We start from the raw sequence: 15,420 nt of genomic DNA on the forward strand, positions 1-15,420 counted from the left end.
GTTTTCAATCAACCTGAAACCCATGAAACGACTTTTACTAGCTCTTTCTTTTGCCCTTTTGATTTGCCCAGCTTTTGCCCAAGAACCTGCGGTTCTTTCCGTAAGGAAACAAGCCGAGGTGATCGACTCCTGGCTGGAGGATCGAATGCAGAATCTCCTTCCCAGCCTGATGACTGAGACAGGCATCGACATGTGGATCGTAATGTCCAGAGAATACAATGAGGATCCGGTCATCCGAACGCTTCTGCCTGCTACCTGGCATGCTGCCCGACGTCGCACCATTCTGGTGATGTATCAGCCCAGTCCCAATGCCAAAGTGGAGGCTTTTGCCGTAGCTCGATACGATGTGGGTAAATCTTTCAAAAAAGCTTGGGATCCCGAAGCCCAGCCTGATCAGTGGAAAGCACTCATGGAGATCATTCAAGCCAAAAATCCAAAGAAGATAGGACTCAATTACGCCAAAGATTATGGTCATGCAGATGGCTTGACTCATTTTGATTACGAGGAGTTTATGAAAAACCTTCCTCAGGCGTATCAATCCAAAGTAGTTTCTGCTCAGACTTTGGCTGTTCGTTGGCTAGAGACCAGGACTGCTGCGGAAATGGCAGCTTACAAGCATATCCAGGAGTTGGCGCATTACATCATTGCCGAAGGACTTTCCGATCGGGTGATCACTCCGGGTGTGACGACCACCGAAGATGTGGTGTGGTTTTACAGAGAAAAAATCAAGGAAATGAAGCTGGATACTTGGTTTCACCCTACAGTGGACATTCAGCGTCCCGATCCCAATTCTCAGGAGGCTTCCCGTTCGTTTGCAGTGAGACCAAGCGAGGAAGTGATTATGCCTGGCGACTTGCTGCATATTGATTTTGGAATCACTTACCTCAGACTAAATACAGACACCCAGGAATTGGCTTATGTCCTGAAAGCAGGAGAAACTGAAGTGCCTAAATACCTTCAAGATGCCTTAGCGGTAGGAAATCGTCTTCAGGATATATTGACTTCTAACTATGTGGCGGGGCGGACCGGAAATGAAATTTTGAGAGCTTCTCGTCAGCAAATGGAAAAGGAAGGCATTCGAGGAAGCATCTACACTCACCCTCTTGGTTTTTATGGCCACTCTGCTGGACCCACGATCGGTATGTGGGATAATCAAGGGGATACTCCCGGAGCAGGAGATTTTCCGCTTCATGCTAATACGGGTTATGCCATTGAGTTGAATGCAGTGGTATTTGTCAAAGAATGGAATAAAGATGTGAGAGTCATGCTGGAGGAAGGAGCCTTCTTCGATGGTGAAAAAGTGACCTATTACAATGGACGTCAAAAGTCCATCTTGGCAATCCCTCGAGTGAGCAATTACTTGGGCTATTGATGGTGCGGATGGTAGCTCTTTCGGTCTCGCTTGATAAAAATCAGGATTAAAAATCCCAAAAAGGCGATTGCACCTGAAGAGAGAAATACCAGCCGGAAGTTTTCAGGATTGTTGGCGTATAGCCACCCCGAAACCACGGCACCCACACCGATTCCACTTTCTAGAAAAATATACATGGTAGCCAAGGCCCTCCCTCGAAATCGGTCGAGGGAGCGGTCCACTACCCAGGCAGTGGTGGTCGGACTATACATCCCCACGGCTGCGCCAAAAAGCACGCCGGATCCCAGCAATATCGTTTTGCTTTCCGCAAAAGCTACAGCACACATCGCCAACACCATCACCGCACTGGCTACCCGCATCACAGCAACACGTCCATGTCGATCTGATGTCCTTCCTGCAAGCAATCTGATACCCAAGGAAGAAAGGGTGAATACTGCGAAAAACAATCCTTTGTTCTTGATGCCAAGGTGTGCAGAAAGATCAGGAACGATGGTCAAGACCACTCCAAAAGAAAACACAGACAGAAAAAGGATAATCGATGGCAAAAGGACTCTTTTTTCTATGATCTCAGTGCGGTCAAGCTTGAAGAGGCCGAGCCTCAGCGGTTCTTTTTCTTCAAGGGTTTCCTTGAGCCGCAACAAGATCAAAATGGAAAAAATAGCCGTGAAGGCCGCACTATAAAACAAGATCTCGATAGGCCATATACTTGCTATCCAACCTCCAATAGCAGGTCCGGCAGCCATCCCCAAAGATCCAAAAAGGGATTGGATTCCCATGGCTTCCCCTCTTTTCTGAAAAGGTACTATATCTGCCACGTAGGCCGAAGCACCAGTAGGGGTAAAGCCAGCCGAAAATCCATGCGCAAATCGGAGAAAAAGAAATCCTCCAACAAAACTTAAAAGTGGATAGAGCAGTCCTACTACAAAACACACCCCTGCCCCAAACATCATGACGGGGATTCTGCCCACTTTGTCGGCGAGTTTGCCGCTGAAAGGCCTGGAAAGCCCGGCAGAAAGGGTGAATAAGGCAATAATCAATCCTTTGTAATCTTCTCCTCCTAATGAGGTCAAATAGGCAGGAAGCTCAGGAATGATCATGTTGAAACTGGAGAAAAACAAAAAACTGCTCATGCAGAGCAGAAAGAAATCCAGTGTAAAAAAGGAGGGTAGGAGTCGCATTCCCCAATCGATGGTTTAATGGAAAAGGCCGGAAAAAATATCCGGCCTTAGCGTTGTTTTTTTAATTGTCTTTGTTCGCTTCTTCTTCGCTCTGAGCAAGGAGGTATGCTTTCATAAATTCATTCAAGCCTCCATCCAATACCCCCTGAGCATCCGAAGTCTCGTGTCCTGTTCTATTGTCTTTCACCAATTTGTAGGGGTGAAGGACATAATTACGGATCTGAGAGCCAAAGTCTACCCGAAGTTTGGAAGATTCGATTTTGGCAATTTCCGCATTTCGCTTTTCCAACTCCATTTGATAGAGTCTGGATTTTAGCATCTGCATTGCTTTTTCCCGGTTGGCAAGCTGGGAGCGTTCTACCTGGCAGACCACCACAATTCCTGTTGGCTTGTGGGTCAGTTGCACTTTGGTCTCCACCTTGTTTACGTTTTGCCCACCTGCACCACCCGAACGGGAAGTATGAAGTTCCACATCCGCAGGGTTAATTTCGATTTCGATCGAATCATCCACTTCCGGATAAGCATATACCGACGCAAATGAAGTGTGTCTCCTTCCTCCAGAGTCAAAGGGAGAGATTCTGACCAATCGGTGTACGCCTGTTTCGGATTTCAAAAATCCGTAAGCTAACGGACCTTCAAATTCCAGCGTGGCTGATTTAATTCCTGCTACTTCACCGGGCTGTACGTCTACTTCACGGACTTTATATCCGTTCTTTTCCCCCCACATGATGTACATTCGCATCAGGATGGAAGCCCAGTCGTTACTTTCTGTACCTCCCGCACCGGGATTGATTTCCAGTACGGCATTGAGTTGATCCTCCTCCGCAGAAAGCATTTTTTTCAGTTCTAGCTCTTCTACGGCTTCTTTTGCTTTGAGGTAATCTGCCTTCAGTTCTTCTTCCGACACTTCTCCTGCGGAAAAGAATTCATACAACACCTCCAAATCCTGGATTTTTTGATCCAGATTTTCAAAAGCAGTGGTCCAGCCTTTTCGGGCTTGGATTTGTTTCATGGTTTTTTCAGCCTCTTCCGGGTCATTCCAAAAGTCCGGCTGGGCCGAAACGGCCTCAAGATCTTGGATTTCTACTTTCTTACGATCGTAGTCAAAGATACCTCCTCAAAGCCGAAGTACGGGCTTTCAAGTCTTTCAGTTGTTCTGAAGTCATCTGTCTAAGTGAAAATTTGAGCTGCAAAAGTCTGAAAAAAATCCCGCTTTTGCCAGAAGAGATCTATTAATCGATGCGCATGATAATTACCTGAATTCGATTGTTTCCCTTTTGCTTAAACGTTTTGTAGCGTAAAGGAAGAAGGACCAAGCCTGTTCCAATCAAAATGCCCGAGGTCGTGGCAATGCCTGAATCAATGTTTAGATTTCCTTCTTGGTAAATGCTATTGACTCCGTCCACAGTCAATAAAAGCCCACCTGCACCGATGAAAAGGGCTGTAAGGTTTCGTAAAGTTCGGTTTCTGGGGTCTTTGTTTCGGATATCAATTTCCTCGATATCAGCAGGACTTAGGATATTTTCAGTTAAGTAGATAAAGTCTGTATCCAGGTTGACGATTTTGTCAGTAATGAAGTACCCCAACTTTTTACTTTTATAGGTTATGGATTCACCGGGGTAAAAACGAATCTGGCTTTTTTGATTACTTCCCCGCTTCAGCAAAATGAAATCCTTGGGCTGATTTTGGGCATAAGCCACTTGTAGCAGCATAGCCATAAAAAGAAAGAGAATTATTTTTTTCATAAACTGAAAAGTAACAAAAAACGGGAAGTTACCTTCCCGCCTTTAATCAGATTTTGATGATCCAATGATGGGGATCGGCTATTTCTCCATATTTGATGCCGTCCAGTTCTTTTAGAATTCTCTTTCCGAAGGAGTTTTCTGAGCTTTCAGGAAGACTGTAATCTTTTCCGTTTACGTGGATTTTATTGATGAAAGCAATGGTAGCCGCTGTACCCACTCCGAATGCTTCTTGAAGGGTGCCATTTTCAAGAGATTCCTGAAGTTCTTCTACAGTTAAGAATCGTTCCTCAAGCGGTTCGTTCCAGTCTTTTGCCAACTGGATCACGGAGTCTCTGGTGATCCCTTTGAGAATAGTTCCTGTATTTACAGGAGCTGTAATCAAAGTACCGTTGATTTTGAACATGACGTTCATAGTACCGCTTTCTTCGATTTTGCTGTGGGACTTTCCATCTGTCCAAAGCAACTGATCGTAACCGGCTTTTTGCGCTTGCAGTGCAGGATATAGTGAAGCTGCATAGTTGCCGGCGGTTTTGGCCGCACCCGTACCCCCTTCAGTGGCTCGGGTAAACGTAGTTTCTACCTTTACCGAAACTGGTTTGTTGTAATAAGCTCCTACCGGACAAGTGAAAATGATAAATCGGTAATTTTCCGAAGGTTTCACTCCAATGTAATTATCCATCGCAAACATGAAAGGACGGATATACAAGCTAGAACCTTTGCCCGTAGGTACCCAATCACGGTCCAAATCCACTAATTGAGAAAGCCCTTCCAAGAAAATTTCTTCAGGTATAGCCGGCATGCACATCCTTTCAGCGGATTCATTCATTCTTCGGGCATTGGCATCTCCACGGAAAATCAGGATTTCCCCCAGTTCATTTTTGTAGGCTTTCATCCCTTCAAAAATCGACTGTCCATAGTGTATGGCAGCGTTGGCGGGATGGATTTCCATCGGCGCATAGGGCTCAATTCTAAGATCAGTCCACTCTCCATTTTTGTAATCTGCCACAAACATGTGGTCAGAAATGACTTTGCCAAAGACTAAGTTGGAAAAATCGGTTTCAGCTAGTTTCGAATGGGAAGTTTTGGTTACCGGAATGGCAAGAGAGGTTTTCATACTCTTTTCTTTTGTAGGCAAAGCCTGGTTCTTAATTTTTTGAAGGCAGGATGTATTTCTTGCCTGTAAAGTTGGATTAAAGTCTTGGTTTCCAAGTTACCTCTTCGACTTCGAGTTCCTGAGCCATTTTACGTCCAAGGACAAAAAGATAATCTGAGAGGCGATTGAGGTATTGGATCACCAGGTCTGAAACGGGTTCGAGTGAGGCCAACTCTACCACTATTCTTTCCGACCTTCGGCAGACAGTCCTGGCAAGGTGACAGAAGGATACGGATTGATGACCACCTGGAAGAATAAAAGCGGTCAACATCGGAAGCTGGGCATCCATGATGTCCATTTCCTGCTCCAAATGCTCCACGTCTTCTTTATGCAAATCAGGCTTTTTGACTTTGTCTTTACCCGGGACAGTGGCTAAATCAGCTCCAATCGTAAACAGACGATCTTGAATTTCCTTCAGAAAATCAGCCCTTTTTTTGTTCACTTCCTGGTCTCGCAGCAATCCCAAATAGGAATTCAACTCGTCAATTGTGCCGTAGGCGTCAATTCTCAAATCGGATTTCGGCACTCTTACTCCCCCCAATAGGGAGGTAATTCCCTGGTCACCTGTTTTGGTATAGATCTTCATCTCTCCCTCGTTTCTTTCGAGCGCAAAAATAAGAATCTATTTCGAAAAGATTGGGATAAATCAGGCATGCATTGCTACTCCCCGGGTTGGGTTTGGATTGACTTTATCCGATTCGATCAATCCATCCCTGAGTCTGACGATCCGATGCGCATAGTGAGCAATATCATCCTCGTGGGTAACCATGATGATGGTATTGCCTTTGGCATGAAGTTCATGGAAAAGTTCCATGATGTCGTGTGAGGTTTTTGAATCCAGGTTACCCGTAGGTTCATCCGCCAAAATGATACTTGGATTATTCACCAAAGCTCGGGCGATAGCCACCCTTTGACGTTGACCGCCTGAAAGTTCATTGGGTTTGTGTTTGGTTCTTTCACCAAGACCTACATTTTCCAAGGCCTTAAATGCCATGGCTTCTCGTTCTGCTTTAGAGTAGCCTGCGTAAACCAGAGGCAGGGCCACATTATCCAGGCAAGTAGCTCTTGGAAGGAGGTTAAACGTTTGGAAAACGAAGCCGATCTCTTTGTTCCTGATCTCAGCTAGCTCATTTTCGCTCATGTCGCTGACATCCTTCCCGGCCAAAATGTAAGTGCCAGCGGTAGGGGAGTCCAGACAGCCGATGATATTCATCAATGTGGATTTACCAGAACCAGATGGTCCCATAAATGCTACATACTCCCCACGATCTACGGTAATGCTGACCGATTTGAGGGCCTGAATGATTTCAGATCCCATTTTGTAGGTTTTGTTTATTTCGTGGGTTTCAATGACTCTGCTCATGGTAGAAAATTTCGGTTAAGTTAGTGGTTTAGGTTTTTTATTTGGAAGACCAATGTGTCAAAATACGTGAAAAACTGTCAATAGTTAGCCATTTGCAACTTTTCAATTTCATCCCAAGTCATCCATTTGCTCATTTCTTGGATGGCAGCCGTGGCATAGTTGTCCAGACCGATTCGTTTGGCGGCTTGGACTTTTCGAATCCAAAGTAATGGGTCTTGGTTGAAGTCACTGGCCGAGTTGATGATTTCATAAGCCAGCAAGGGATCGCCTGCCCGATCCGCTGCACTCAGCACCAGAGGAGTGAAATAGGGATTGGCTGTCAATTCATCATTGAGCCCCAGAAATCTGGTAAAAGCTCCGAGAGAATTGGCATCTGTCCAATCCGGATTTTGGAGGAAAGTCTGGAGTTCGTTTTCAGCATTTACCTTTCCTTCCAGGGATTTGCCTATTTCTGAAAGTTGAATTTTGGTTAATCCATGAGCTTTGTGGCTCAATAACTTTAGACCAAAGGCAACTTGGTATGCTGGATTGGAAATGCTCTTCCAAGTTTCAAATAATTTATCCGGAAGTTGCTGATTGAAGTTTCCAAACAAAGCCAGTTCTTCCGATACTTCAAGTGTTGCCTTTTCCGGGAATTTCAATGCCAGTTCGGCTGCTTTTTCGGTAAATCCTCCAAGTTCAAAAATGGCCAAATGATGGGGTTCAATTGCCTTGAATCCTTTCTCATCGGCAACCATGAAATCTTTGGAGGCTTTTTGAAAATCCAGTTGTTGAGCCTGTATCAGGCCAGTCAGATTCAGATAATAGGCGGCGTCTCCGGGATTTCTGAAAGCCAGTCCATTTAGATTTTTCACAGCCTCATTAATTCTTCCCGCTCCCAAGCTTCTCAAAATAGCCGTTTCCTGCAGCTGCATGGTAAAGTCCAAAAAGGACTCTTCCTTTGCCAAAGAATCCAAAATACGGATTTCCTCACTTGGATCTTCCGTATTGATCTCGGTGACAAGATTTCGGTACCCTGCATGGATGAGCATCGGAGACTTTTCTTTTTCGAGTTGGTTTCGAAGGGATTCTAATTCGCTCTCTTCGGGTTGCTCGCCCTTTTTTCTTTTCGCAGCCAGGTTATTGATTTGACTGATCAAATCATTACCCAATTCGCTGGTTTCGGATACAAGTCCAAGTTTGGACTGAAGTGCTGTCCAGTTGGAAGCGGTGATTTCGCTTACATTTGAAGACTCTTTAAGCAACAAGGCAGCTTCTTCGTAGCGTTGGCTGAGCGTGTAAAAAAGTGCCAGATTGTTCACCAGATAGGGATTGCCCGGAAAGCGTTTTAGTCCGTTTTCCAAATAATAAACCGCTTCAAAAAGCTTATTTTCCCGCTGGAGTCGTTCACTCACCAGAAGGATATTGTCCACTTGAGGAGCTTCTGCAAAACTCTGTTCCAGGTGCTCTTTGGCCAGCGTGGGTTGGTTGAGTTGGAAAAGCAGGTGTGCAGTCAGGTTCTTGGCTTTGGGATTATATCGATATCTATCCCAGCTGTTTTCATAGAGAATGCTGGCCTCAAGCTTTTGGTCAGTTTGGTAGTAATAATCGCCAAGAATATTGTTGGTCAAAGAGTTAGCTTGGGCTGCCACAATAGCTTCCATGTAGATGGTGATCACCAACATGGAAATGATTCCTCCAATTCTTAAGTGATAATAGGGCAAAGAATAGGGCTTGTACATGATTCGATGTGCCCCTTTTCCGGAATTCATCACGCCAAGGAAGTTGCTCATCAGGTAAATGAAAAAGAAAAGGGAAAAACCGATTTGGGAATAGACCAACAGGTGTTTCACAAGTTCTTCAGCGGGCTGATTGGCAGATACTTCCAACTTCCAAACTGTCCAGAGGATCATGGCAAAACCAAGGATAAACAAGGCTTTGAGCGTATTTTCACTGCCTGCCAAATCGCTGCTTTGGTTGATTTTTTCCTGAATGGAAAACCAGCTGAAGATTCCTAATGGAAAGAGAAGATAGATAGGTGAAAAGGTGGGAAATGGCAAATTAACCTCTCCTCTTAGATCCAATAGCAAGAAGATCATGGTAAAGAAATAAACCAGTGCCAAAAGAAAAACTTGTACTGAAACCTTTGTGGAAAGGTTTTCATTGGCTTTGGATAGAAGCACAAAAACACCCGAAAGCATCCCGTGTCCCTGCCAGAAAATCCAGGAAACACCTAGACCTAAACCAATAATCAAGCTCTGCTCGGATAGGTAGAGCGCAGGATTGGGAATAGTACTCAGTCGGATGAGGACAAATAGAGTGGCTGAAACGCTGAAAAATAATATGATCCACTTTATCCAAAATTTCCCTTTTGGAGCCCAGATGTGGAAAAACACGGTAGGTAGTACAGTTCCAGCCAAAAGGATGATTAAAGGTACATTGGCACTTGGTCCTCCTATATTCAATCCGTTGACATTGGAAAGTGTCAGGAGAAGAATCCAAGCCACACCAGCTCCCAGAAAGGGGAACTTTTTAAACTGGCTGACCAGTGCCAGTGCAGAAACTGAACTCAATAGTACAACTCCTCCAAATAGATAACTTTCCCAAAGGGTAATTCGGGCAGGTAAAGAATGAAAATCCTGGAATACCAGGTAGTTATCCAGTTTGATGGGGATTTTCAAATCGCCTATTTCGACGGAGTTAAAAGGAACCGCTACCGTATCCAAAAACGCAGCGGGCTGAATATTGGGAAAAGCCCATGGAGAAAGGATCAAAGAAATGATCGCAAAAAGCCCTCCCGACACTAGGAGCAGGAGGGCTAAAATCTGTGCTAATCCGATGTTTCTTGCTTTTACTTGTTGCATGCTATTCCAGTACTTTTGGAACTCTAAAGTAGTCTGAATCGCTTTTTGGAGCATTTTTCAAAGCGTCCTCATGACTCATGTGATTTCCGACTTTATCCTCTCTCATCACATTTATCTCAGAAGACATGGTCGTCAGAGGTTCCACCCCGGTAGTATCTACTTCGTTGAGTTGCTCGACCCAGTCCAGAATTAGAGACATGTCTTTGGAAATTTTCTCGGCAGAACTTTCATCAAATTCCAATCTGGCCAAATGGGCAATTTTTTTGATGGACTCTTTATCTATTTTCATAAGTGTCAGTAAACAAGAGAGATGATTGCGAAATCAAACCGTTTTATACCAATTTCTCGTTCCCGATTTTTATTCCGTTGTCTTCGAATAGCTGGCTTTGGATCACCTCAAAGCATTTTTCTCTGATTGCCTCATCAGAATCAAAATCTTTGGGATCTAAAATTTCGTGAAGCACCATTTTGGCAGGCCTTCTTCTCAAGAGCAGCTTGCCGTCGTCGGGTAAAATTAGGTGATTAAAAGATAATGTGACAGGAACAACTGGGATTTGTTTCTCCATGGCCAATCGGAATGCTCCATTTTTGAAATGAACCATTTTGGGAGGATGGTGTGTGTAAATTCCGCCTTCAGGGAAAAGTACGATTCCACTTCCATGTTCTAAGGCCTTCCCGGCACGACGCATGGTCTCTGCCCGACTTGTCACTTTGCTCCTGTCTACTGCAATGTGTAGTTTTTTGAAATAATAGCCGAAAAGAGGGGCTTTTCGTATGGAGGCTTTTCCTACAAACAGCACATCTCCAGGTACAAATCCCATCATGGCCACATCCAGATAGCTGAAGTGATTGGCTAAGAAAATATAGGGTTTGTTTTTCTCAAGTCTTGCTTTGTTTTCTACATGTACGGGCATGAAAATCATGGAGAAATAGGCCTTGGCCCAATATTGATTGATTTTTCTTCCGAATTTTTGCCATCCGGGCATCCAAATGCAAATCAGAAAAAAGGGAAAAATCACCAAAAAGGTGAGCACAAACAGGAGACCTGAGTAGTAGGTGTACAGGATTCTAAGGAGCTTATTCATGATTGATCATGTGGTTGGCTACCTTGATAAAATATCCCATCATGAGTTCTTTCACCTGCTGATCGGGCTTCAATCGATCCAAAGCAGTGAGCATGGCGTTGAGCCAATGATCACGCATGGTCGGGTCTATTTGCCATTCGAAATGCCGCATTCTTAGTCTTGGATGACCCCGTTCTTCAGAGTAGGTTGTAGGTCCACCGAAGACTTGTAGGAGAAATAAAAAAAGACGGCGTTCGGCCGGAATCAAGTCCTCGGGATAGAGTTTTCTCAACTGGGGAGTTTTTTCCACTTCTTCGTAAAAGTACCTGACGAGAAGTGAGATTTTTTCCTCACCGATCAGCTCGTAAATGGACTGAAATGGGTTCATGCCGCAAAACTAGCCAAATCTTGGAAATCAGGCTTCGGATTTTTTGACTCGAAGCGAAGTGCCTTCTGTCGAAATCACCACGATTTTTTCTCCCTGTTCCAAAAACTCCCCTCTGGAATAGGCATCATAGATCTCCCCTTCGATTTCCACTTTTCCGCTGGGCCGAAGTCTGGAGTGCACCGTTCCGATTTTCCCTTTTAGCTCCTGTGAATATAAACTGGAGGTATATCCTTGGGCGCGATCTTGAGTTGTGGCTAAGGTGATGGTTCGGAATGCTCCCCACTCATTGACTTTGGGTGTGAGCCAAAACACCAAACCCACTGAACCTAAAGCAGCTAAAATTACCGTAAGTAGAGCTCCGAAAAGTTGGGATGCTGGTACAAAGTCAAAGTTGAAATCCTGATTGGGAAGCATACCAAGGACCAGGCCTCCAAGGATCATTACTATCCCCAAGACTCCAAAAATTCCAAAGCCAGGGATGATGAAAAGCTCCACAGCAAGTAGGATGACTCCAATGACAAACACCAGAATCTCCCAATTGTCAGCCAGTCCATTTAGATAGTAGGGGATGAAATAGAGTAGAGTAGCGATAATCGCAGCCAAAAGCGGGAAGCCAACTCCGGGCGTTTGCAATTCAAAATAAATCCCTCCTATGATAATCAGGATAAGTACTCCACTGATGGCTGGGCTGAGAAAGAAAGAGATGATTTTGTCCACTGAATCTTCCTGATACGTGATCAGCTCGGTATCATTATATCCATTAGCCTGAAGAATTTCCTCCAAGGAGCCATATTCTCCTTCACAAAAACCGTATTTAATGGCTTCAGAGACAGAAAAAGTGATCACTGAACCAGCCTCTGATATCCCTTCGATTTCTATTTTTTCATCCACCATGGCTTCCGCGATTTTTGGGTCTCTGCCTTTGGCTTCGGCAGTGCTCCTCATCATGGAACGCATATAGGATTGGTATTTATCTGGGGCTGCTGCTCCATCCACTCCGTTAACTACCGTGGCGGCACCGATGCTTGCCCCGGGTGCCATATAGATGCTATCACAGGCAATAGAAATCAGGGCCCCCGCCGAGGCGGCGTCTTTGTTGATAAAAACATACACCGGGATTTTGGATTCCAGTATTCTTGTCCTGATTTCATCAGCATCGGTTACTGCCCCGCCATAGGTATCCATCTCGATAACAATCAGTTCTGATTCGAGCTTTTCGGCTTCCTCCATTGCCATCTTCACCCTCCGGTTCATTGCAGGATCGATGTTGTTGTCTATTTTGAAAGTATAGACCTTTTTTGGATTCTCCTGAGCTGCAGTAAAACAGGAGAAAAAAGAAAAGACGGATAAAAATAAAATCAGTGACTTCTTCATGGGAATGTATTCTGACCCAAAAGATAGCAAATAGAAAGGACATGCTTAATCACGAGTATTCATTGTGAACCTTTTTTGAATTGGGTTTTGGATTCGACTGATACACCTTTATCCCTTATCCCTAATTTCTCATGATTCCCTTTTCACTTAATGAATCCGGCTCTTTTTAGCATCATTCTTGCTAAATGTTTAAAATTCTTGCATGCTTGAATTCTTTGACCATTAATATATTACTAAGTATATGAATTTCAGACCCAAAATTGCTTTCCTGAGTTTGTTCCTTCTTTTAGTGTCCTATTATCATGCAGAAGCTTCTGTACTCGTAGCGGGAGATTCTATTGGGGTAGAGCGAGTAGGGGACAAAACTTACATCCTTCACAAGGTTACTCCTCAGGAGACGCTTTTTGCCATTTCAAGAAGGTATCAAGTGTCAGTAGGAGATATTCAAAATGCCAATGAAGTCTTGAAGCAAGGCCTGAAAATCGGTCAAACCATCCGAATACCTTATGTGGACAAGGGTTCTGCACCAGCAGGTTCTACCATGCACAAAGTGGCTTCCGGTGAGACTCTTTTTTCCATTTCCAAGAAATATGGCGTTACGGTAGACTCCCTAAAGGAATGGAATAAACTCTTGGGTAATGATCTCAGTGTAGGTCAGGCGTTGATTATTCAACAGCCTGCTTTGGCACAAAATACCACTCCGGCTGTGACTCCTGCACCTGCATCGACGACCTCAGCATCCTCTGGAGCCGCCGTCACCAGGTCATCTGAACCTACACCGGTCAAAGAACCTTCTAAAGCACCTGAGAAAAAAACCGAAGCTCCAAAGGCCAGAACTGAGCCTGTAAAAACTCAATCAGAATCTACCAAGGCTTCGGGCCCAAATCCGGGTAATTCCACGCCTATCGTTCCTGGAGAATGGATTTCTCATACTGTCCAATCAGGGGAAACACTTTTTTCTCTTTCCTCCCAGTATGGAAGCACTGTAGAAGATTTGATTAAGTGGAATGCCCTTAGTTCAAATAACCTCAGGTCCGGACAAGTCATCAAAGTTGGCCGTACACCGGAAGGTCCTAGCAAAGTGCCTGTCATTGGTACTCCAAAAGTGGCAGCATCAAGTTCTGAAATGAAAGTAGAACCCACTCCCGAGAATACATCAGGAGGTTTCAAAAACATCAAAGAGACCGGTCAGGCAGAATTGATTGAGGGCACAGGAGGACACAAGAAATATCTCGTGCTCCACAGAACTGCACCGGTCGGAAGTGTAATTCGGGTGAAAAATGAAGAAAATGACCTTACTATTTTTGCTAGGGTAGTAGGGACTCTGCCTGATACCGGTGACAATTCCAAACTGATTATCAAACTTTCCCAGGCTGCCTATGATCAGCTTAAGGCTGTCAATCCAAGATTCCCTGTAGAAATTTTATATTGATTTTACTCAGGTAAAATCTAAAGAAGGCCACTTGAGGGCCTTTTTGTGTTTATTGTGACTGCTAAGAATCCATCTCAAAGAAGCTTTCTTTGGGATTGTTGAAGGAGGAGGGTACCTTTGTGTCTAGAGTACCCTCTTATGAATCAAGTCCAGCTTTTCTTCCATCACCTGTTCAGATTTATCTGGAATGCTATTTTCATCATTTCCTATCCTATTCTGGCAAGTTTTGGATTGATTTTTATCGGACTGACTTTCCTTTTTTCCAAACTTTCTCTACTCCTGACACGATTGAGACCTGAAGGAAAAAAGGTGGTTTTTAAGGAGTCTGATTGGGAAACGCTGCCTTATTCAAACGACCTGCTTGAAGCCAAATTGATCAAACAGATTATGTTTGGCCCTTCCGGGTTTCAGTTGAGGAGAAAAGACGGAGTTCCTTCTGTCTTGAGTGATTTTGTGTTTGGCAAAAAGGTCCGTGTACTTGAGGAAGGATTTATTCTTGAAAAGTGGAATACGCTCGATTCCAAAGAGATGCCTGATTTTGACATCTGTCTTTACAATCCGGATGAAGACAGTCTACGTTCATTGACCAATATCAAATGCTTTGACTGGCATGTGTCTGAGAAAACCGAGCAAGAGCTTTCCTTCAAGTGGTTTGACGGTACACAGGGAGGGGAAGTGAAAGTGGCTTTGTAATGAGTGCAATCAAGGATTTTTTGGATGAAAAGGTCATTCAGTACAATCAGCCCGGATTTATCAATCTGGATCCGATTTCTATTCCTCACCGATTTTCCAAAAAACAAGACATTGAAATCTCAGGTTTCTTCGCGGCCATCCTAGCCTGGGGTCAGCGAAAAACCATTATCAATAAGTGTTTGGAGTTGTTTTCTCTTATGGACAATGCTCCACATGATTTTCTCCTTCATCATAAGGAAGAGGATTTGAAAGCACTTTTGAACTTCAAGCACAGAACTTTTAATGAAGTAGACACGCTTTATTTTATCCATTTCCTTTCTTGGTATTACAGGCAGAAAGAAAGCTTGGAAGATGCCTTTTTGATCGGTCAAACGGGTAAAGTAGACAGCATGGAGTCCATCCTGATTCGCTTTCATGAGTATTTTTTCTGCCTTCCGGATGCTCCCTCCCGCACCAAAAAGCATATCGCCACACCGGCCAGAAAAGCGGCCTGCAAGCGCATCAACATGTTTCTCCGCTGGATGGTAAGGGACGATGACAAAGGAGTGGATTTTGGGCTTTGGAATAGGATTAAACCTGCTCAGCTAATTTGTCCCTGTGATCTTCATGTGGATCGGGTGGCAAGAAAATTGGGGTTGATTACCCGAAAGCAGACCGACTGGCAGACCGCTATAGAACTCACCGAGAGACTTCGGGAGTTTGATCCAATCGACCCGGTGAAATATGATTTTGCATTGTTTGGATTGGGAGTGGAAGAGAAGTTTTGAGGCTAGGTTTTAGAGACAAGACGCAAGAGACAAGATTCTAGATTCGAT

The 15,420-nt window shown here is 44.3% G+C and carries 15 protein-coding genes; 4 read left to right on the top strand and 11 right to left on the bottom strand.

What is annotated here, in order from left to right; genetic code table 11:
* Positions 1–22: 22 nt before the first annotated feature.
* Positions 23–1,372 (top strand): M24 family metallopeptidase, encoded by a 1,350-nt coding sequence (locus DDT91_RS00710; RefSeq protein ID WP_187174194.1) that lies wholly within the window; start codon positions 23–25, stop codon positions 1,370–1,372.
* Here the strand turns inward: DDT91_RS00710 and DDT91_RS00715 are convergent.
* The 11 genes from DDT91_RS00715 to DDT91_RS00765 all read right to left on the bottom strand — a co-directional run bounded on the left by DDT91_RS00715 (position 1,366) and on the right by DDT91_RS00765 (position 12,480).
* A complete protein-coding gene (locus DDT91_RS00715; RefSeq protein WP_187174195.1) occupies positions 1,366–2,550 on the bottom strand; it encodes an MFS transporter in 1,185 nt (394 codons plus the stop codon). The two genes, DDT91_RS00710 and DDT91_RS00715, sit on opposite strands and share 7 nt — an antisense overlap.
* Before the next feature lie 61 nt (positions 2,551–2,611).
* A protein-coding gene (prfB, locus tag DDT91_RS00720; protein ID WP_187174196.1) for a peptide chain release factor 2 occupies positions 2,612–3,716 on the bottom strand; the annotation gives its coding sequence in 2 pieces (ribosomal slippage) (positions 2,612–3,655 and positions 3,657–3,716; 1,104 coding nt in all).
* A gap of 66 nt (positions 3,717–3,782) precedes the next feature.
* The gene (locus DDT91_RS00725) at positions 3,783–4,295 is read right to left on the bottom strand and encodes a hypothetical protein (RefSeq protein ID WP_187174197.1); all 513 of its coding nucleotides are present in this window, start codon (positions 4,293–4,295) and stop codon (positions 3,783–3,785) included.
* A gap of 46 nt (positions 4,296–4,341) precedes the next feature.
* Entirely contained in the window at positions 4,342–5,409 is a 1,068-nt protein-coding gene (locus DDT91_RS00730; protein WP_187174198.1) for a branched-chain amino acid aminotransferase, read from the bottom strand.
* Positions 5,410–5,485: 76 nt separating this feature from the next.
* On the bottom strand, positions 5,486–6,034 hold the full coding sequence (locus DDT91_RS00735; RefSeq protein WP_187174199.1) for a cob(I)yrinic acid a,c-diamide adenosyltransferase: 549 nt from the start codon (positions 6,032–6,034) through the stop codon (positions 5,486–5,488).
* A gap of 60 nt (positions 6,035–6,094) precedes the next feature.
* Positions 6,095–6,811, bottom strand: a complete 717-nt coding sequence (locus DDT91_RS00740; RefSeq protein WP_187174200.1) for an ABC transporter ATP-binding protein — start codon at positions 6,809–6,811, stop codon at positions 6,095–6,097.
* A gap of 77 nt (positions 6,812–6,888) precedes the next feature.
* Positions 6,889–9,654: a M48 family metallopeptidase gene (locus tag DDT91_RS00745; protein ID WP_187174201.1), complete on the bottom strand. Its 2,766-nt coding sequence runs from the start codon at positions 9,652–9,654 to the stop codon at positions 6,889–6,891.
* Between the two features lies 1 nt (position 9,655).
* Positions 9,656–9,943: an Asp-tRNA(Asn)/Glu-tRNA(Gln) amidotransferase subunit GatC gene (gatC, locus tag DDT91_RS00750; RefSeq protein WP_187174202.1), complete on the bottom strand. Its 288-nt coding sequence runs from the start codon at positions 9,941–9,943 to the stop codon at positions 9,656–9,658.
* 43 nt (positions 9,944–9,986) lie between these two features.
* Positions 9,987–10,739 carry a 1-acyl-sn-glycerol-3-phosphate acyltransferase gene (locus DDT91_RS00755; protein ID WP_187174203.1) on the bottom strand — a complete coding sequence of 251 codons (753 nt, stop codon included), beginning with the start codon at positions 10,737–10,739 and terminating at the stop codon, positions 9,987–9,989.
* Positions 10,732–11,106, bottom strand: a complete 375-nt coding sequence (locus DDT91_RS00760; protein WP_187174204.1) for a cyanoglobin — start codon at positions 11,104–11,106, stop codon at positions 10,732–10,734. Before DDT91_RS00760 ends, DDT91_RS00755 begins: the two co-directional genes overlap by 8 nt.
* Before the next feature lie 27 nt (positions 11,107–11,133).
* On the bottom strand, positions 11,134–12,480 hold the full coding sequence (locus tag DDT91_RS00765) for a nodulation protein NfeD (protein WP_187174205.1): 1,347 nt from the start codon (positions 12,478–12,480) through the stop codon (positions 11,134–11,136).
* 241 nt (positions 12,481–12,721) lie between these two features.
* Between DDT91_RS00765 and DDT91_RS00770 the strand changes: the two genes are divergently transcribed.
* From DDT91_RS00770 to DDT91_RS00780, 3 genes are all read left to right on the top strand, one after another.
* Positions 12,722–13,912, top strand: a complete 1,191-nt coding sequence (locus DDT91_RS00770; RefSeq protein ID WP_187174206.1) for a LysM peptidoglycan-binding domain-containing protein — start codon at positions 12,722–12,724, stop codon at positions 13,910–13,912.
* A gap of 138 nt (positions 13,913–14,050) precedes the next feature.
* A complete protein-coding gene (locus DDT91_RS00775; RefSeq protein WP_187174207.1) occupies positions 14,051–14,605 on the top strand; it encodes a hypothetical protein in 555 nt (184 codons plus the stop codon).
* The gene (locus DDT91_RS00780; RefSeq protein ID WP_187174208.1) at positions 14,605–15,372 is read left to right on the top strand and encodes a TIGR02757 family protein; all 768 of its coding nucleotides are present in this window, start codon (positions 14,605–14,607) and stop codon (positions 15,370–15,372) included. The genes DDT91_RS00775 and DDT91_RS00780 overlap by 1 nt, the downstream gene beginning before the upstream one ends.
* Positions 15,373–15,420 lie beyond the last annotated feature (48 nt).

This window comes from Algoriphagus sp. AK58, assembly GCF_014324365.1.
In the GTDB taxonomy this organism is placed as follows: domain Bacteria; phylum Bacteroidota; class Bacteroidia; order Cytophagales; family Cyclobacteriaceae; genus Algoriphagus.

Bases quoted from the DNA above. Each gene is read 5' to 3' on its own strand.
- DDT91_RS00710 (WP_187174194.1), top strand. From the start codon at position 23: ATGAAACGACTTTTACTAGCTCTTTCTTTTGCCCTTTTGATTTGCCCA.
- DDT91_RS00715 (WP_187174195.1), bottom strand. From the start codon at position 2,550: ATGCGACTCCTACCCTCCTTTTTTACACTGGATTTCTTTCTGCTCTGC.
- DDT91_RS00725 (WP_187174197.1), bottom strand. From the start codon at position 4,295: ATGAAAAAAATAATTCTCTTTCTTTTTATGGCTATGCTGCTACAAGTG.
- DDT91_RS00730 (WP_187174198.1), bottom strand. From the start codon at position 5,409: ATGAAAACCTCTCTTGCCATTCCGGTAACCAAAACTTCCCATTCGAAA.
- DDT91_RS00735 (WP_187174199.1), bottom strand. From the start codon at position 6,034: ATGAAGATCTATACCAAAACAGGTGACCAGGGAATTACCTCCCTATTG.
- DDT91_RS00740 (WP_187174200.1), bottom strand. From the start codon at position 6,811: ATGAGCAGAGTCATTGAAACCCACGAAATAAACAAAACCTACAAAATG.
- DDT91_RS00745 (WP_187174201.1), bottom strand. From the start codon at position 9,654: ATGCAACAAGTAAAAGCAAGAAACATCGGATTAGCACAGATTTTAGCC.
- gatC (WP_187174202.1), bottom strand. From the start codon at position 9,943: ATGAAAATAGATAAAGAGTCCATCAAAAAAATTGCCCATTTGGCCAGA.
- DDT91_RS00755 (WP_187174203.1), bottom strand. From the start codon at position 10,739: ATGAATAAGCTCCTTAGAATCCTGTACACCTACTACTCAGGTCTCCTG.
- DDT91_RS00760 (WP_187174204.1), bottom strand. From the start codon at position 11,106: ATGAACCCATTTCAGTCCATTTACGAGCTGATCGGTGAGGAAAAAATC.
- DDT91_RS00765 (WP_187174205.1), bottom strand. From the start codon at position 12,480: ATGAAGAAGTCACTGATTTTATTTTTATCCGTCTTTTCTTTTTTCTCC.
- DDT91_RS00770 (WP_187174206.1), top strand. From the start codon at position 12,722: ATGAATTTCAGACCCAAAATTGCTTTCCTGAGTTTGTTCCTTCTTTTA.
- DDT91_RS00775 (WP_187174207.1), top strand. From the start codon at position 14,051: ATGAATCAAGTCCAGCTTTTCTTCCATCACCTGTTCAGATTTATCTGG.
- DDT91_RS00780 (WP_187174208.1), top strand. From the start codon at position 14,605: ATGAGTGCAATCAAGGATTTTTTGGATGAAAAGGTCATTCAGTACAAT.